Genomic DNA, 17530 nt, shown 5'->3' on the forward strand with positions numbered 1-17530 from the left:
TTTTCCGTTTAGTTATACCTTTCATACTCTCTTATTTGCTGGTAAACTCATGATTCTGAAATTCCCTCGAAATATTGGATAAATCAGAACTATTCTGTTTTAATAATTCCAGTAGTTCCGATATATATGTTGTTAAGAGTATGGTCGTGTGATAACAAAAAGAGGGTATGCCAAGACGGCATACCCTCGTGAAAATAATAATTGATAGTTGTTGAGTGTCTGTGATGACAATAACCAATCTGGTATTTTTTACCAGATTGTTCAGTCAGATAATTTATTCAGCTGGAAATCACTTGTCCCCAAACATCCCAAATCGTTACTCAATGACAACCAATGGGTCGTCCTCAAGCACAGCCTGGCCGACCTTCACCGCAATAGCAGTCACCTTGCCATCCTTCTCAGCTTCGATGTTGTTCTGCATCTTCATTGCCTCGAGGACAACAACTGTGTCGCCAGCCTTCACCTCCTGACCAACAGTCACTTCAACGGATGTGATAGTTCCTGGCAGTGGAGCCTTAACAGCAGCAGAACTGTTGATAGCAACAGCAGGAGTAGCCTCCTCACTTGCCTCAGCAGCAGCTGGCTTACCAAGCTCAACCTTCTTCTTCTCTGGTTCAGCAGGCTGTTCCATCTGCACTGCATACTGCTCACCGTTGACAGTTACTTCTGCAACATTCTCGGCATTAATCTCACCAATCTCGACTTTATATTCCTTGCCGTCGATAGTATATTTGTATTCTTTCATTGTTGTCTATTATGGTTTCTTTGTCATTATCTCGAACTTAGCATCCCACATTGTCTGCTTTGGCAGAATAGTGATAATGCCCGGCTCGTTGTCGTGAACATTGTTGCCGGCAAACTCATAGAGTGCCATTGCAATTGCTGCATATACGTTTTTATCCATAGTCGCGTGCCTCCTTATTACATTGGCATACATCCATGCTTCTTAGCTGGCAGGTCCTGCTTCTTATGAGCCAACTGAGCTAAGCCGCGGCAGATGCGGAAACGAGTGTTGCGTGGTTCGATAACATCATCAATGTAGCCAAACTGCGCTGCCTGATATGGATTAGCAAACTTCTCTGAGTACTCCTCTTCCTTTTCAGCGAGGAACTGCTTAACGTCGCCACCCTGCTCCTTAACTTCCTTAGCTTCTCTACCACAGAGAACAGCAACTGCACCAGATGCCCCCATAACGGCAATCTCAGCACTTGGCCATGCGAAGTTGAGGTCAGAACGGAGCTGCTTACAACCCATAACGATATGAGAACCACCGTAGCTCTTGCGCAATGTGATAGTAATCTTTGGAACGGTAGCCTCACCGTAAGCGTAGAGCAACTGTGCACCGTGAAGGATGACAGCATTGTACTCCTGACCTGTACCTGGGAGGAAGCCCGGTACGTCAACAAGTGAAACGATTGGAATGTTGAAAGCATCGCAGAAACGAACGAAGCGTGCACCCTTACGGCTTGCGTTTACGTCCAATACGCCAGCGTAAGCTGATGGCTGGTTAGCTACGATACCAACGCTCTGACCGTTGAAACGTGCGAAACCAGTGATGATGTTCTTAGCAAACTTTGGCTGAACTTCGAAGAACTCTCCGTTATCAGTTACAGCCTGAATTACCTTGTACATATCGTATGCCTGGTTTGGATCGTCTGGGATAATCTCGTTCAAGAGGTCTTCCTTACGGTCGATAGGGTCGGTGCACTCAACGCGTGGTGCTTCCTCACGATTGTTTGAAGGAATGTAAGAGAGGAGCTTCTTGATAAGATCCATCGCTTCCTCCTCAGTCTTGGCTGTGAAGCTGGTCACACCGCTCTTTGAAGCGTGAACGCTTGCGCCACCGAGGTGCTCAGCGTCGATATCTTCACCTGTTACGGTCTTTACAACCTTAGGACCAGTCAGAAACATGTAACTCGTCTGCTCCTTCATGATGATGAAGTCTGTCAATGCTGGAGAGTAAACTGCACCACCGGCACAGGGACCAAGGATGCTTGAGATCTGTGGGATGACACCAGAAGCGAGGATGTTACGCTCGAAGATTTCGCCGTAACCTGCCAAAGCAGAGATGCCCTCCTGAATACGTGCACCACCAGAGTCGTTCATACAGATGACTGGTGCACCGTTGGTCATAGCCATGTCCATTACCTTGCAGATCTTCTGAGCCATTGTTTCAGAAAGTGAACCTCCGTTTACGGTGAAGTCCTGCGCATAGAGGTAGACGAGGCGACCGTCGATAGTTGCTGAACCAGCAACAACGCCATCACCGAGGTACTGCTTCTTCTCCATACCGAAGTTATGGCAACGATGGAGTTTGAACATATCGTATTCCTCGAAGCTGCCCTTGTCAACCAGCATTTCAATACGCTCACGTGCAGTGTACTTTCCGCGCTCATGCTGCTTGTCGATGGCCTTCTGACCACCACCTAAGCGTGCCAACTCGCGCTTCTCCACGAGTGCCTTGATCTTTTCTGTTTGCTTACTCATAATTTGAATTTATTTTCTTATTTATAGCTTCTTTTTCTTTCTGGTCAGTAGATATTTCTGGTTTTTTTTGTTCTGATTTAAGCTGAAAAATCCTTCTGACAGAATTAAATGCAAAATTACTAAAAAAGGTGGAGATAGTTATCTTCACCTCTTTAAATATTGTTAAGGTTTTACGTTTAACAGTTCCAACTAAAGTCTAATTACTAAAGTTTGCCACTTGTGATATTATACCATCTCAGGCATATTATACTAAGCATATATGCTCTAACCGTTGGTTTAATATGGTGTCAAAGTTTGTTAATCCGCTTTTGCAGATTCTTCCGTCAGCAGGTTCACGATGGCTACCATCTTCTCTGTGTCCGTATTGCCCCCCCCTGCCAGCCTGTCCATCGTTCCGAAGATGTCAATCATCAGGTGTTCTGCCAGGGCAGCCAGCAGTCTTTCTATTATTGAGTAGATTATTTTCCTTAAGGTTGTCATAAGCAGCGACTCCCTTTCCTCCCGGAAGAGGTTTCCCATGGTCTCGTGTTCACCGAATCGCTTTTCAAGCGTGAGCAGCATATACGTCATCATGCACAGAGTGTTGTCTGCAATCTGTACATCAAAGTCTGTGCCCTGATAGCTTCCCGGGCACAGATACGAGTCCATGAGTGCATATGGCAGCCGTATCCCCTTGTTCCATGCACGTCTGATAGTTCTTTCCTGTTTAAAGCAAATCGTAGAAGCAGGCATTATACATACTTCCGACCGTCGTATAATATGCCTGAGATGGTATAATATCACAAGTGGGAAACTTTAGTAATGGATATAGCCTCAAGGTGAAGTGTTCTTTATTTCTAAATCCATATCATTGAGAAAATAGGGCTTTATCTAGATTTGCAAATGTTCGCTTGTACCCTGTGAGATACATAAGAACGCATTGGAAATATCTTGACAATTGTGCAGACGTAAGGCTCAAAAAGAAATGCAAAAAAGACAGATTTCAGCAACGTTGTAACCTGCAGTGAATCAGGTCTTTGCACAATCGTGTTTCAAAAGGGCGTTAGTTAGGGTTCAAAAGGGCGTTAATAAGACCTCAAAAGGGCGTCTTTTCAAAGCCAATTGGGCGTCTTTTCAAAGCCAGAAGAGCATCAATTCGATTTCACGCTTTGAAATATTTGAACAAAATGTTGTTTGGGTCACTACAAAGGTACATAATGACAGCTTTTAAACAAGCATAATGATGAATATCCACGCATTTAACGGAAGAAGCTATAAAATTGTCTCACAAGGAAAATGCTACGGAATTGAGGGAGGTTCAAGGGGAAACGACATAATATGTAACACCTCTCACGGAATTTGTAAGTATATTCGCAGCCATTACCTTTGGCATATTCAAATCAGCATAATACTTAGTCCTGACGGATTTCCCTGCATGAAAAAGGATATTCCCTAACTTCTTTTAGGAAAAATCCATATCGGTTATGGATTTTTCCTGTTATCTTTGCAATCATAAAATAATGATAATAAAAGAATAGAAAGGATGATTATGGAAAAGATGAACCTAAACCGCCAGCTTCGCCACGGTTGTGTAGTACTTATGGCAATATTTGCGCTCAGTGCTTCAGCACAGTCTTCACGTCAGGTGCGACCTTACTCCTTTAACAAGAGAGGGGTGTACTATGGTCGACAGCCTGTTATGGGAATTGACATGCGCACTTTCGTTGACCTTGGATACGGCTATGCAAAAGACAGATATAACGTGTATTTCGAGGGGCAAATCCTACCTTTTGTCGACCCGCTGACATTCCGACTAAAGGTTCCTGGTAATGTTTACCCAGGTGATTATCCTATTGAACCACATGATGGTTACGATCCTTATTACTCAGAAGGCTATGTCGTTACCTCTAATGCCGTTCTTTTCGATGGAAAGAAGATCAGCGACTGCGCAAAAAGTTTTCAGGACTTAGGCTGGGGATATGGGAAAGATACGTTTGATGTCTATTACATGGGCAAAAAGGTGAATGGTGCCATCAGTTCCAGTTTCAAGGTACTGAAAGATGGATATGCAGAAGATACGTTTGAAACTTATTACCGAGGAAAAGTCGTAAAGTAATTTTTTCACTTATGATAGACCAGATACTTTCTTATAACCAAAGGTTCGTAGCCGAAAAGAGCTACGAGCCTTTTGTAACGTCTGGACAACCTGACATGAAGTTGGCAATAGTCAGCTGTATGGATACAAGGCTGACACAACTGCTGCCGAATGCTCTCGGCTTGAAAAACGGAGATGCCAAGATTATCAAAGTGGCGGGCGGTACGATTCTGACACCTTATGATTCGGTGATTCGCTCGCTTCTCGTGGCTATCTACGAGCTGGATTGCAAGGAAATTATGGTTATCCATCATTCTGGTTGCGGTGCCTGCAACATGGAAGCTAACCATTTTCTGCATCTCATGTGTGAACGTGGAATTACAGACGAGGCTATCCGTGAAGCAGAACAGCATGTTGACTTGCATGAATATCTGGATGGTTTTCATGACACAGAAGCAAGTGTTCGTCGCACTGTGAAAGCCATCGAGCAGCATCCACTCACCCCAAAGGACATCATCGTCCGAGGATTTATTATTGATTCACATACAGGTAAGCTGACAGTGGTATCTTGATAAAGAAATAAGTACTGAGAGCCTCTTCTAAAATTTCTTATTTCAGGCAAGGGTCTCAGTACTTATCATGTGCTGATATTTATACAAAATGTCTGTAAAAACTCAGTCATTTGTAGATTAAGATCATCTTCTTTTAGTTAGTTCTATGTCTCTTTCGATATTCTGTTGCAAAGATATGCAAAACTATTTGAATAACCAAAAAACATTCTATATTTGTTATACTTTTATAAACGCCTTTCTTTTTCATTCTTATTAACCCGGTAATCATGAACGTAAGAGTACGATACCCGGCGTCATTCCATGCACAACAACATCTATCCAAGCTAATTTCAACGGGAAAGCATCATAAATATAACCAATTTCGAGTACGGACACACGGTCCATGTATCCATACTCAAAACAATCTACAAATCCTATATTATTCAGACACAACCTGCTCTACTATCTTAACTTAAAACTGATAGGCAGAGTGTAATACACAGCAACAGGCTTTCCATTTTGTTTACCGGGATTCCATTTGGGCATTGAAGAAATCACGCGAAGTGCTTCTTTGTCAAGCGAAGGAGATACAGAACGGATAATCTGGGGCTTTTGCACTTCCCCTGTTGGTGATATTATAAATTTAATAATAACACGTCCTTCTTCTTTCTTCTTGACAGCAGCTGCTGGATACTTCACTTTCTTAGACAGCCATAAGTTCACGTTCTCTCTAAAGGTTGGCATAATCTCTGTTACGGTGTACACCTCTCCTGACTGTTGCTGTTTTTTATTCCTCTGTTGCTCTACACTGGTTTTTACCGTCGCAATATTATTCTTAACTTCAGTTACACTGCGTGCAACCATCTCAATATTGCTCACAACAAGCAACATTGCTACCAACGGAATGTAAAGTGCATATTTCATCTTTACCAATCCCTTTGTTTTCTTCTTGTTCATCATTTTGATTCGTTTTTTAAGAGGTAAAACATTAAAATTATTTGATATTGTAGCTACATTCTTCCTGTATGTCAACCCAAGCAGATGGTATTGATACTCCTTACTGTCTTTCCCGCTTGCCAGCACATTGCTATCAGCAAGATACTCAAGATTTAATCGTACTTCTCGCTTCAACAACCACACAAAAGGATTAATCCAAAAGAAAACAACAAACAATTCTGCAAAGAGAACATCTATGGAGTGTAATTGCCTGCAATGCGCCTGTTCGTGCATCAATATTTCATCAAGTTCTCTTCTGTTATGCTTCTCCGGATTAAGAAATATCCATCTGAAGAATGAGAACGGATTTTCATTACCTTCCAGTAAGTAAACCTCTGTACCGTTAACATATCCTATCTGGCATTTATTCCTCAGCCTTATTATAGAAACCAGTTGCCATGAAAAACACAGCAATAACACACTGACAACCATACAATAAATTGCCAAGGCTACTATTTCCCAGTCCACTACAGTCCCTTTCTCTGACGTAACAGATACAGCAGGCAGAATAATTGAAGCATAATCACTTGCCATTGAAGCCATTCCTGGATGATTGTTTACCCAGTCAGAACAGTCAAATCCCGGTATCAACATTGCGATGAAATACATTCCTATCAGTGTAGCTCTGCGCCAAGAGAAGAATGTATCACTTGAAAACATCAACTTATAAAAGCAGAAAAGTAGGATAAGCGATATATTTAGTTTTAAAAAATACATTATCATATTCATTACATATTAAGTGAATACTTCAGATTATACCGGCACAAAAGCACTTCAGATTATTCTTCTTTCCCTTTTTCTATTTCATTGATAATATCTTTCAAGTCATCTGGAGAAATCTTTTCTTCCTTTGCAAAAAAAGATACCATTTCACGGTAAGATTTCTTAAAATACTTATCAACAAACCCACTCATGAAATCTGCCTTATACTCAGATTGTTCTATCCTTGGCGTGAAGTGATAGGTCAAGCCTTTCTGTTCCGCATCTACATATCCTTTGCGTTTCAGATTATTCATGACAGAAGCCACTGTTGTATAGGGAGGTTTGGGCATTTCCAACTTCTGTAGCACTTCTTTAATAGTACAACTGCCCAGCCGCCATACTTGCAACATAACTTCCTCTTCTTGTTTAGTTAGTTTATCCATATTTAAATCCATACTTAATTCTGCTGCAAAGCTACGATTATTTCGTAACAAAGTCAAGTATATAATATTAAAAAATATTAATCAAATGACTTTATTACACTATACACCAAACTAATACGAAATTTAAGTAATATAAGAAAAGCCTGTCATAGAACTATATTTTGCCATTCAATAAAACATTAAAAAGTTATTTTTCGAAGAACAAGAAGAAAGGTGATAAGACTCTAAGTAGATGTTGAAACATAACTTATTTCATATTTTCTTGTGTTTCTTTGTGTAAGTACATAATTGAATTTTGACGCGAGATATAGAGACGTATAAGGAAACGTCCCAAAGGGAAACCCTCGTCGCAGTTCTATGCGTACAAGAGAGAAAAGCAGCAAGAACTCGTACAACAGGAAAAAGAACGATCTCATAGACCTTTACTATAGTGATGAGAGTCATATCTGCACTGATGGATATGTGCCATACGGATGTTAGGTCCGTGGTGTGGATATCTACATCCCCTCTGAAAGAGGTCTCCGGCTTAACATATTTGGTATGATAGACCGTAATCACAAACATGAGGGATTCACTACGGCAGAGAATATGACTCCAGATAAGGTCGCTGACTTTCTTGACCGAATGTCGCTCCGTATCAGCAAAAGAATCTTTGTATTCCTTGACAACGCAAGCGTACACAGATGCAGATTTGTGCGGGAGTTTCGTCCCATATGGGAGAAGCGGAGGATGTTTCTTTTCTTTCTCCCTCTTTATAGCCCACATCTTAATATTGCTGAGACTCTTTATCGCATCCTCAAAGGGAAATGGCTCAGACCTATGGATTATTTTCCATAGAATCCCTGCTCTATGCCACCAACAGAGCCTTGGCGGCAATCGGTCCTGGGCTTAAAATCAATTTTGCTCATGTGGCTTGTATAATTATTTTTCACGAGTAACTATTCAGCGATAAGGCGTATAAGCCACTATTGATTATCAAGAAGTTACATAAACAGACACATACAAATTTTGGTAAAGAATGTCATTTTGAGCCTTTTTTCGCAATATCACGTTTATAAGTTCTTGATATTCAATGTTCATTACCGCTGAATAGTTACGGCTTTTGGGTGAAAACTTAATAAACTGCAAAAAATTAACGGACTATTGATAATAATTTTATCTGATTTATTTTCTTGTTATTGATATTTTAGTTATCTTTGCATCGTCAATGACTGAATATAGCATTGATAAAAATAGTCTATTATACCAATTTTACGTTCTGCAGCGCATAAGTAAAGCGACTGCGAACTTGATATTAAGACCTAAAATCTATGTCCAAAAAGATTATCCTATTGAGTCTAATGCTATTGTTGCCTGTAATGATATGGGCACAGGATTGTGTTGAATTTGATTTCTCAAGTTCTTCTCCAAATGATGTTGTGCCGGCAACTATGGTGAAGGATGGAATTTACTTGAAGTTTAGTGTTTCTAAGGAAGGTGGTGCTCTACCTGTATATAAAGTTAATAATAAAGCTAAATGTTTGAAGATAGACGCTGATGGAGTGTTGACGATAGAAGGTGATAATCGTAAAATAACATCTATTCAATTTGTTGCCTCTAATAGAAGGGATGAGTTGAAGTTTTATTCGGACGAAGTGGGGAAGATTACGAAAAGAACTATTCGAGAGACTTTTGTAAGTACATGGAAGGGTGAGGCTTACATCCTATCATTTACTCCTCGAGCTTCAGGTGGATTTCATGTAAAATCAATAAAAGTATTTTATGAGAAAATACGTCCTAATGATGTTCTTGTAACAGTTTCTTCTGCTGGGAGAGCTACGCTTTATTATAGCGACAGGTCTTTTAAAGTTCCTGAAGGTGTTGTTGCATGTACCTACAAGATTGTTGGGAATCTTCTTTCCCGAAGTAAGGTATATAATACAGGTGCTGTCCTGCCGAAAGGAACTGCTGCAGTTCTGGAAGCAGAAGGAGGTAAGTATCTTTTTGAGGAAACGATGGAGAAGGGTGTGCCTGATTTGGATAATTCTTTGCGTGGTTCGGATGATATAAGCGTGACTACCGGAGGGGAGGTGTACTATATGTTTGCAAAGGGCAGCAATGGTGTCGGCTTTTACTGGAAGGAACCAGATGGCAAGCCATTTACAACGGAGGCGCACAAAGCATATCTTGTTTATTCTCCATCTACTGTCTCACAGGCAAAGAGCTTTCTCGGATTTGACGTCTCTTTAGGGGTTTATGCTGCTGAAAAGAATAATGCGTCTGACCAGAACAGGCCTGTTTATAACCTTGCAGGGCAACAGGTTGGCAGAGACTATAAAGGAATAATAATAGTGAATGGTAAGAAGTATCTGAACAGATAGAGTTCTTGCAGTTTTACATTATGCCATGATAATTAGTTGATTTTAAATAGTAGAACATGAAAACATACATTAAACCTTTAATGAGGGAACATCACGTTTTCTCCTCTTCCTGTTTGTTGAGTGGTTCGCCAGGAAAGACCGGAAGTGCTAATCGTACGTTAACGGATGAGCAAGGTCTGGTTCATAATCAGTTTGAGCAAGGTCTTCAGCAGCTTATCAAAGAAAACCTTTTCTCTGATTTCATGCCATGCAATGATGAGCGTCCAACATTCAAGTCGCTTTGGGACGAATAATTTAACCTGACTATTACTAATTTAAACATTCGATGATATGAAAAAACAAGTAACCTGGATTTGGATTTTGCTGTGTATTCTTTTGTTTGCAGCTTGTGAGAAGCCAGTTTTGGAAAACTATGATGGTGGGAAAAAGACGGGTAAAGGCAAAGATAAGTTGACCCGTGTAGTTCGCATCCGCCCGACAGAGCTGCGTGTAGAAACCATTGACGAGCCTTTGGAGACGAAAGGGCAGCTGCTGAGCAGAGGTATGACAGACAACGAAAAAGGTAAGAAAAGGCTTTATGCAGTCAATGTCTATGAGAAGAAACCCAATGATGAAGGCTATTCCATGTATGCTTATGGCTTGTTTACCAATCCTTCGAAGATAGCTGTAAAGATGAATGTGGAGAATCTTTATAAGGTGGAATGTCTGATAGTTGAGGAAGGAGCGGATAAGCTCTATTCCAGTGATGAAGGCTATTCTGCACCGTTAACACATGGCGCAAAGAAGGCTACAAAAGCCAAAAATAGCTTTGTTTTCTCAAAAGAGGAGAATTTTAATGAGATAAAGAAGGGTGAAACAAAGATTGCAGATGCAAGAACTATTCTTTATCCCCGCCTTGTCAAGCTCTATGGTAACTTTGAAGGGTTCAGTCCGAAAGCAACAAAAGACCTGACGGTAGACATGAAACGCACCGTTTTCGGTCTGCGTTTTAAGGTGACACCGCCAGATGAAGGAAAGTTGGTAATTGATTATGTCGGCTGGCGGATAGCTTTGGATAGTACCAGTCCTGCATATGATGACATGGCTACTTATTCTTTTTACAATATAGAGAAGGCATGCCAGGACGGTTACCAGTCTACTGTTGAAGTCAAAATAGTATGGACAAAGGCTGATGGGACTGTTGAACAGGAGAGTAAGCAGCTGACACTGAAGCGCAATGTAATGACAGTTGTTGATATCAAGGTTGAAGGACCTAAGGCTCGGAATATCATGTTTAAAGAAGAGGCTGCAGAGATGACAACAGAGAATGTAGATTGGCGTCTGACATTATAGCGTATACCAACTATGTTGCTGTCTGATAAAACTTAAATAGTATTTGCTCCAATGCAGATTCTCGTTTTAGTAGATAATATTGTGTTGTCTTTGGAGAAGCAATCCCTCTAATCAAATAACTTTTGTTTACTTTTGGTAGTACAGTTCTTTTCTTACAATAACTTGTTGCCATTCCAGCAACATATTGCAAGGTATTTAGTACTCAACACCATTGGTGCTTACCAATAACACCATCTGTGTTAGGTCACAGCACATTGATTGAAAACGGCAAGAGAGGTTTATTATAGCCAATGATGATATATAGTAATACACTAAAGACTAACTTATCCGTGAAATGTTTGGCGGACAGCACTAATATCAATACACCCCGAAAGCTGTCACAATGATTTCTTTTCGGGGTGTTGACTTTGGTGTGTTCTGTAAATATTCTTTGTGAGGTTAAGCTGTTTAGCCCCAGCTGGTCATTGAAGTAGGGGGTATCAGAGGATTGTTTGTAACTCATGACCCACCTGTTTATATACCATAATCTTCCTGACGAACGATTTAGAGGTATCAAGTTTCTTGCATAGTAATTGACTGTTAGCAAGAAGGGACAACGTCTTGGGCTTAAAGCTGTTGAAGATAAGCCGAGACCATCTCTGCACATCGCTCCCCGTCAATACCGGCGCTGACGATTCCACCGGCATAACCAGCGCCCTCCGCACAAGGGAAAAATCCTTCAAGGCGTACATGCATGAGCCGGTCACGGTCACGAAGAATACGGACAGGAGAACTGGTGCGGGTCTCGGAAGCTATCATTACCGCTTCATTCGTAAGGAAACCATGTGCCTGTCTGCCAAAGATCTTAAAGGCCTCTTGGAGACGTTTCGTGACAAAGGAAGGCATCCAGAAATGCAGTGGGCTGGAAATAAGCCCTGGTGCATAGCTTGACTTGGGAAGATCATACGACAAGCGGTTGTTTACAAAGTCTGCCATACGTTGTGCCGGAGCCGTCTGTTTGCGGTTCCCCTGCTGCCATGTGTCCCGTTCCAACTGCTCCTGATAGTGCATGATGCGCAGTATGTCATCGCCTTCAACATCCTCTGGGTTCAACTGAACAACCATACCCGAGTTCGACCATTGAGTGCCACGGTTGGCAGGACTCATTCCATTGGTAACAATCTGTTCCGGACCTGTAGCTGAAGGAATAACAAAACCACCGGGACACATGCAGAAAGAATATACACCACGTCCATGTGCTTGTGTTACAAAAGAGTACTCTGCAGTGGGGAGATACTTCCCTTTTCCATTTTTATTATGGTACTGTATCTGGTCTATCAAGTGGGATGGGTGTTCCAGTCGTACACCAACAGCAATTCCCTTTGCTTCCATTTCAATCCCGGTTTCAGCAAGATAACGGTAGACATCACGTGCAGAATGCCCCGTGGCAAGGATTACCGGACCATGAAACTCACGCTTTACGCTTACTGCAGTACGGTTATCAACAGCCTCGACACCAATAACCTTATTGCCTTCGAGAATCAATGAGGTCATCTTTGTCTGGAAATGAACCTCACCACCACACTCAAGTATCGTGTTGCGCATGTTCTCGATTACACGTGGAAGTTTGTCTGTACCAATATGAGGATGGGCATCTGCAAGGATAGAAGGTGATGCCCCATGCTGGCAAAAGACATTCAGAATCTTGTCTACAGGACCTCGCTTCTTGCTTCGTGTATAGAGTTTGCCATCCGAATAAGCACCCGCACCACCTTCGCCAAAGCAATAATTCGACTCAGGGTCAACCTCTTGTGTCTTCGTAATCAGCGCCATGTCCAGCTTGCGGTCACGCACATTCTTTCCACGTTCGAGGACTATCGGGCGTAAGCCTAACTCTATGAGCTTCAAGGAAGAGAACAGACCGGCCGGACCTTCACCCACGACAATGACTGAAGGGCAGCTGCTTACGTCCTGATATTTAGTCTTTGCATAGGGCTCGTCTTGCGGAAATTCGTTAATATATACGCGAACTTTCAGGTTAACATATATGTCGCGATGGCGTGCATCAATAGAACGCTTCAAAACCCGAACACGATAAATTGTACGCTCATCCAGCCCTTTTTCCTTGGCAAGGTATGCCTTCATGTTGTTTTCATTATAGGCAACCTGCGGCAAAACACGTAACTGATATTCCTCTGTCATATATAGTATTTCTTCTTCTTTTTGCCACAAATTTAGTCAAATATATCGAGAAAAACGTTGGCTATTGCAATATTTCTTATTATTTTTGCTCTCAAGTTTTGCATTTCCCCCATTGTAAAGGGGATGCTGAATAATAACAAAAAAGTATCAGGAATGAAAGTATTAAAATTTGGTGGAACATCCGTAGGTTCTGTTTCGAGTATTTTAAATCTGCAGAAGATTGTTGAAAAGGAGGCCAAGCGTCAGCCTGTCATTGTGGTTGTAAGTGCCTTGAGTGGTATAACTGATCAGCTCATAGCTACATCTCAACTTGCCTTGAAAGGTGATGAGGGGTGGAGGTTAGAGTTCGATACAATGGTTGAACGGCATCATAAGATGATAGATGCCATTATTACCGACCCGCATGATCGTGAGGTGCTGTTCAAGAAAGTTGACAGCCTCTTTGAACAGCTTCATTCCATCTATTACGGTGTATTCTTAATCCATGACCTCAGTCACAAGACGGAGGATACGATTGTAAGCTATGGAGAACGTCTGAGTTCAAACATTGTGGCAACGCTCATCCGTGGAGCAAAATGGTTTGATGCCCGTGAATTTATCAAGACAGAGGAGAAGCAAGGCAAAAGAAGTCTCGATTCGGAACTCACCAATAAACTTGTATCAGATACATTCGAAGACCTTTCCCGTATTTCCCTTGTTCCGGGTTTCATTGCGCAAGACCGTGAATCGGGCGATATTACAAACCTCGGTCGTGGAGGAAGTGACTACACGGCTGCTATCCTTGCCGCATCACTCAGTGCAGAAGTGCTGGAAATATGGACGGATGTAGATGGCTTCATGACCGCCGATCCCCGTGTCATCAAAGGCGCATACACCATCAATGAGCTTTCTTATGCGGAGGCGATGGAGCTTTGTAACTTTGGTGCAAAGGTGGTCTATCCTCCTACGATATATCCTGTCTGTGTTAAGAATATACCGATCAAGATAAAGAATACCTTTAACCCAGAGGGGCAGGGTACGGTTATCAAGTCATATGTTGAGAACAATCAGAAACCCATCAAAGGTATATCGTCTATCAAGGGAACTACACTTATTACCGTGACTGGTCTTTCGATGGTGGGTGTCGTTGGTGTCAACCGCCGCATCTTCAGTTCTCTTGCCAACAATGGAATCAGTGTTTTCCTTGTATCGCAGGCTGCATCGGAAAACAATACGTCCATCGGTGTGAAGGATGAAGATGCTGCCAATGCCGTGAAGGTTCTCAATGAAGAGTTCCGACTTGAAATAGAAGATGGACGTATGTTCCCAATGTACGCAGAAAGCGGACTGGCAACAGTGGCTATTGTCGGTGAGAACATGAAGCGTACATCTGGTATCAGCGGTAAGCTCTTCGGTGCACTCGGCCGTTCGGGAATCAGCATCATCGCTATAGCACAAGGTGCATCAGAGATGAATATTTCGTTTGTTGTGAAGGGATCTGATTTAAGAAAGTCGCTGAATGTCCTACATGATTCGTTCTTCCTGTCTGAGTACAAGGTGCTGAATCTCTTTATATGCGGTATCGGCACAGTAGGAGGAAAACTCATCGAACAGATCAAGAGCCAGTATGAAGAGCTGAAGCTGAATTCTAATTTAAAACTGAAAGTAGTGGGCATAGCCTCATCCAAGAATGCTATCTTCGATCGTGACGGCTTAAACCTCGATAATTATCGTGAAGAACTCAAGGAGAGTGAACCGTCAACCCCGGAGCACTTGCGTGATGCAATCCTCAATATGAACATCTTTAACTCGGTATTTGTTGATTGTACAGCCTCCAGGGACATTGCTGCTTTATACCAGTCTTTGTTGGAGAATAATATATCAGTGATTGCTGCTAACAAGATTGCTGCATCCAGCGCATACGAGAACTATTATCGTTTGAAGCAGACCGCTCTCCTGCGTGGTGTCAAGTTCCGTTTTGAAACGAATGTAGGTGCTGGCTTGCCTATCATTGGAACAATCAATGATTTACGTAATTCGGGAGATAAGATACTTAAGATTGAGGCAGTTCTGTCGGGAACACTTAACTTTATCTTTAATGAAATCGGTGCTGATATTCCGTTCTCAGAGACTGTCAGGCGAGCAAAAGAGCAAGGTTATAGTGAACCAGATCCACGTATTGATCTCAGTGGAACAGATGTGGTTCGTAAGTTGGTAATCCTTACGCGTGAGGCAGGATACAAGGTTGAACAAGAGGATGTTGAGAAGCATCTCTTTGTTCCAGACGATTACTTCCAGGGTTCAGTGGAAGATTTCTGGAAACGTCTTCCTGCTCTTGATGCCGACTTTGAGCAACGCCGCCAGAAACTTTCCAATGAGGGTAAACGCTGGCGTTTCGTTGCGACAATGGAATACGGAAAGACAAATGTTGCGCTAAGAGAGGTCAGCGCCAACCATCCTTTCTATAATCTTGAAGGCTCCAACAACATAGTTCTGCTCACCACCGACCGTTATAAGGAGTATCCTATGCAAATCCAAGGTTATGGTGCAGGCGCATCAGTTACTGCAGCTGGGGTATTTGCCAATATCATGAGCATTGCCAACATATAGGGTCATGTCCTGTAAATTCTGCGTCGTGACAATTATCCTGTAAAGCCATCCTTACCCCTTTGCGTAGTATTCTCTCTTCGGTCAGTAGAGCTTTATATTTGCAACAAGGCAAGACTATAGGTTGTATTTACCTCCTGTTAAGGTAGAAGTCCGCTGCAACTTGCATTGTGTTTTGGTGATTTGTGGTTTTGAAATATTTTGACATGAATTGTTTGTATCCGTGCTTGAAAACAGGATAGTATTCTTTTTTTATTCGTATTTGCAACATTCATATAATCAATGTGTTATAAGAAGGTGCAAGAAAAGGTGCTATATTGGGCTTCAATTAAGCCTTAGTTGGACTTCAATTAAGCACCTATTGGAACCCAGTTGGTGCTTAATTGGAATGCAATTCATCGTCAATTGCATTGTAAGGGGTGAAGTATCTTTACAAAAAAAAGCCTTGTTCCTTTGTGTTCTTTTGTTTGGATAGAAGTAATGAACACTGCGGTTTCCTGCAAGTTTAGAGGGTGGTGTCTTTCTCCTTTTGGTCTTTACAAGGAGGGTTCAGGGTGTTTTGAAAGAAAGCCTTTCGGGCTGCCCCCTTTATTTCTTACCCATATAGTTGTGAAGTTATAAATGGATAAGAATATATTGAATATCAATGATTTGATACCTGTTAGATAAAGTTTCCCTTAGTCTAAGTCACCAGGTGCAAAGGTTGTTGTATTCCAGTCACCAGTTTCAATACCTTTCTTCAGCCAGTATATACGCTGTTCGGAAGTTCCGTGTGTGAATGTTTCGGGCTGTGCATAGCCACGTGCTTTCTTCTGAAGATAGTTATCGCCAATCTTCTCAGCACAGTCTATCGCTTCTTCAAGGTCACCGTCTGAAAGGCTTTGGTACTTCTCATTGTCATAATGTGCCCAACAGCCTGCATAGTAATCGGCAAGGAGCTCTAATTTTACGCTCAGTTTGTTGGCTTCTTCCTTATTCAGACGAGCCATCTTAGCGTGACATTTTCCAAGAATACCACGGAGATATTCCACGTGGTGTCCCACTTCGTGTGCTATGACGTATGCGTATGCAAAGTCGAGGTCACCCTTTGCCTGTATTCCAAGCTCTTTACGCATGCCGGAGAAGAAACTTAGGTCGAGGTAAAGTCGTTGGTCAGCCGAGCAATAGAATGGTCCCATTGCTGCAGACCCATTGCCGCATGCGGTCTGGACAGCATCCGTGAAGAGGACGAGGGTGGGGTATTGGTACTTCATTCCGTGCAGCCGGAACTGTTCGCTCCATACATCTTCTGTACCTGCCAGAATCTGTTTTGAGAAGTCTGCGAGTTTCTCTTCCTCTTCCGTAAACTGCCGTTGGCGCCCGTTGGTTGATGAAGTTGTCTGTTCTTGGAATTCCTGTTGAAGGACATTGTTTACCACATCCCCCATGTCTCCACCGCTCAGAAGGGTGAAAAGGGCAATGACGATAATGCCTCCAATGCCACCAATACCAGCTTTTGCCCCCATGCCCATGCCACGGCGGTCTTCCACATTATTACTTTCTCTACGTCCTGTAAGTCTCATATTGTACTTTGTTTTAAATCCTGTTTTGCATTGGCAAAGGTAAATGATTATCCTGACATCTGCAAGTACCACCGTTTTAACTTGTGATCTTAAGGATCTGTATTGTGGTCATTTGTTGTTTCAAAGGCAGTGTTTATGTGAAAAACCAATAACATAAAGTTATCAAGCTGTATTTTTTCGTTCATGATGTATGGCGTTGTTTTTCTTCATTATGATTATTGAAACGGTGAGTTCCTCCTTGATATAATGGCTTTTT

The 17530-nt window shown here is 42.1% G+C and carries 15 protein-coding genes; 7 read left to right on the forward strand and 8 right to left on the reverse strand.

The genetic code is table 11. The features are described from left to right. Positions 1 to 316 precede the first annotated feature (316 nt). From ADJ77_RS08560 to ADJ77_RS08570, 4 genes are all read right to left on the reverse strand, one after another. On the reverse strand, positions 317 to 745 hold the full coding sequence (locus ADJ77_RS08560; RefSeq protein ID WP_050696286.1) for a biotin/lipoyl-containing protein: 429 nt from the start codon (positions 743 to 745) through the stop codon (positions 317 to 319). A gap of 9 nt (positions 746 to 754) precedes the next feature. Next, positions 755 to 904, reverse strand: a complete 150-nt coding sequence (locus ADJ77_RS14030) for a hypothetical protein (RefSeq protein ID WP_004353441.1) — start codon at positions 902 to 904, stop codon at positions 755 to 757. Between the two features lie 17 nt (positions 905 to 921). Continuing rightward, positions 922 to 2487, reverse strand: coding sequence for an acyl-CoA carboxylase subunit beta (locus ADJ77_RS08565; RefSeq protein ID WP_050696287.1), 1566 nt, complete (start codon positions 2485 to 2487; stop codon positions 922 to 924). Between the two features lie 297 nt (positions 2488 to 2784). After that, positions 2785 to 3135 carry a hypothetical protein gene (locus ADJ77_RS08570; protein WP_148301602.1) on the reverse strand — a complete coding sequence of 117 codons (351 nt, stop codon included), beginning with the start codon at positions 3133 to 3135 and terminating at the stop codon, positions 2785 to 2787. 880 nt (positions 3136 to 4015) lie between these two features. Here ADJ77_RS08570 and ADJ77_RS08575 point away from each other — a divergent pair. Further along, positions 4016 to 4582: a DKNYY domain-containing protein gene (locus tag ADJ77_RS08575; protein WP_025078542.1), complete on the forward strand. Its 567-nt coding sequence runs from the start codon at positions 4016 to 4018 to the stop codon at positions 4580 to 4582. Between the two features lie 11 nt (positions 4583 to 4593). Beyond that, positions 4594 to 5133 carry a beta-class carbonic anhydrase gene (locus tag ADJ77_RS08580; protein ID WP_025078541.1) on the forward strand — a complete coding sequence of 180 codons (540 nt, stop codon included), beginning with the start codon at positions 4594 to 4596 and terminating at the stop codon, positions 5131 to 5133. Positions 5134 to 5574: 441 nt separating this feature from the next. On the opposite strand, the gene ADJ77_RS08585 is transcribed toward ADJ77_RS08580, so the two are convergent. After that, positions 5575 to 6831 (reverse strand): M56 family metallopeptidase, encoded by a 1257-nt coding sequence (locus tag ADJ77_RS08585; RefSeq protein ID WP_025078540.1) that lies wholly within the window; start codon positions 6829 to 6831, stop codon positions 5575 to 5577. Positions 6832 to 6887: 56 nt separating this feature from the next. Beyond that, positions 6888 to 7253, reverse strand: a complete 366-nt coding sequence (locus tag ADJ77_RS08590) for a BlaI/MecI/CopY family transcriptional regulator (RefSeq protein WP_025078539.1) — start codon at positions 7251 to 7253, stop codon at positions 6888 to 6890. A gap of 540 nt (positions 7254 to 7793) precedes the next feature. On the opposite strand from ADJ77_RS08590, the gene ADJ77_RS13350 reads away from it, so the two are divergent. From ADJ77_RS13350 to ADJ77_RS08605, 4 genes are all read left to right on the forward strand, one after another. Beyond that, positions 7794 to 8090 carry a transposase gene (locus tag ADJ77_RS13350; protein ID WP_234398126.1) on the forward strand — a complete coding sequence of 99 codons (297 nt, stop codon included), beginning with the start codon at positions 7794 to 7796 and terminating at the stop codon, positions 8088 to 8090. A gap of 473 nt (positions 8091 to 8563) precedes the next feature. Continuing rightward, entirely contained in the window at positions 8564 to 9613 is a 1050-nt protein-coding gene (locus ADJ77_RS08600; RefSeq protein WP_025078537.1) for a hypothetical protein, read from the forward strand. A gap of 56 nt (positions 9614 to 9669) precedes the next feature. Beyond that, complete coding sequence (locus ADJ77_RS13355) at positions 9670 to 9906, forward strand: hypothetical protein (RefSeq protein WP_051539302.1); 237 nt, start codon at positions 9670 to 9672, stop codon at positions 9904 to 9906. Positions 9907 to 9943: 37 nt separating this feature from the next. Continuing rightward, the gene (locus ADJ77_RS08605; RefSeq protein ID WP_025078535.1) at positions 9944 to 10945 is read left to right on the forward strand and encodes a hypothetical protein; all 1002 of its coding nucleotides are present in this window, start codon (positions 9944 to 9946) and stop codon (positions 10943 to 10945) included. A 606-nt stretch (positions 10946 to 11551) separates the two neighbouring features. Here the strand turns inward: ADJ77_RS08605 and ADJ77_RS08610 are convergent. Next, the gene (locus tag ADJ77_RS08610; RefSeq protein ID WP_050696288.1) at positions 11552 to 13126 is read right to left on the reverse strand and encodes an NAD(P)/FAD-dependent oxidoreductase; all 1575 of its coding nucleotides are present in this window, start codon (positions 13124 to 13126) and stop codon (positions 11552 to 11554) included. 153 nt (positions 13127 to 13279) lie between these two features. On the opposite strand from ADJ77_RS08610, the gene thrA reads away from it, so the two are divergent. After that, on the forward strand, positions 13280 to 15715 hold the full coding sequence (gene thrA, locus ADJ77_RS08615) for a bifunctional aspartate kinase/homoserine dehydrogenase I (RefSeq protein WP_050696520.1): 2436 nt from the start codon (positions 13280 to 13282) through the stop codon (positions 15713 to 15715). A gap of 674 nt (positions 15716 to 16389) precedes the next feature. Here the strand turns inward: thrA and ypfJ are convergent. Further along, the gene (ypfJ, locus tag ADJ77_RS08620) at positions 16390 to 17274 is read right to left on the reverse strand and encodes a KPN_02809 family neutral zinc metallopeptidase (RefSeq protein ID WP_025078534.1); all 885 of its coding nucleotides are present in this window, start codon (positions 17272 to 17274) and stop codon (positions 16390 to 16392) included. Positions 17275 to 17530: the final 256 nt, after the last annotated feature.

This window comes from Prevotella fusca JCM 17724 (assembly GCF_001262015.1).
In the GTDB taxonomy this organism is placed as follows: domain Bacteria; phylum Bacteroidota; class Bacteroidia; order Bacteroidales; family Bacteroidaceae; genus Prevotella; species Prevotella fusca.

Coding starts and splice junctions, on each gene's coding strand:
- ADJ77_RS08560 (WP_050696286.1), bottom strand. CDS start 745: ATGAAAGAATACAAATATACTATCGACGGCAAGGAATATAAAGTCGAG.
- ADJ77_RS14030 (WP_004353441.1), bottom strand. CDS start 904: ATGGATAAAAACGTATATGCAGCAATTGCAATGGCACTCTATGAGTTT.
- ADJ77_RS08565 (WP_050696287.1), bottom strand. CDS start 2,487: ATGAGTAAGCAAACAGAAAAGATCAAGGCACTCGTGGAGAAGCGCGAG.
- ADJ77_RS08570 (WP_148301602.1), bottom strand. CDS start 3,135: ATGGACTCGTATCTGTGCCCGGGAAGCTATCAGGGCACAGACTTTGAT.
- ADJ77_RS08575 (WP_025078542.1), top strand. CDS start 4,016: ATGGAAAAGATGAACCTAAACCGCCAGCTTCGCCACGGTTGTGTAGTA.
- ADJ77_RS08580 (WP_025078541.1), top strand. CDS start 4,594: ATGATAGACCAGATACTTTCTTATAACCAAAGGTTCGTAGCCGAAAAG.
- ADJ77_RS08585 (WP_025078540.1), bottom strand. CDS start 6,831: ATGATAATGTATTTTTTAAAACTAAATATATCGCTTATCCTACTTTTC.
- ADJ77_RS08590 (WP_025078539.1), bottom strand. CDS start 7,253: ATGGATAAACTAACTAAACAAGAAGAGGAAGTTATGTTGCAAGTATGG.
- ADJ77_RS13350 (WP_234398126.1), top strand. CDS start 7,794: ATGATAGACCGTAATCACAAACATGAGGGATTCACTACGGCAGAGAAT.
- ADJ77_RS08600 (WP_025078537.1), top strand. CDS start 8,564: ATGTCCAAAAAGATTATCCTATTGAGTCTAATGCTATTGTTGCCTGTA.
- ADJ77_RS13355 (WP_051539302.1), top strand. CDS start 9,670: ATGAAAACATACATTAAACCTTTAATGAGGGAACATCACGTTTTCTCC.
- ADJ77_RS08605 (WP_025078535.1), top strand. CDS start 9,944: ATGAAAAAACAAGTAACCTGGATTTGGATTTTGCTGTGTATTCTTTTG.
- ADJ77_RS08610 (WP_050696288.1), bottom strand. CDS start 13,126: ATGACAGAGGAATATCAGTTACGTGTTTTGCCGCAGGTTGCCTATAAT.
- thrA (WP_050696520.1), top strand. CDS start 13,280: ATGAAAGTATTAAAATTTGGTGGAACATCCGTAGGTTCTGTTTCGAGT.
- ypfJ (WP_025078534.1), bottom strand. CDS start 17,274: ATGAGACTTACAGGACGTAGAGAAAGTAATAATGTGGAAGACCGCCGT.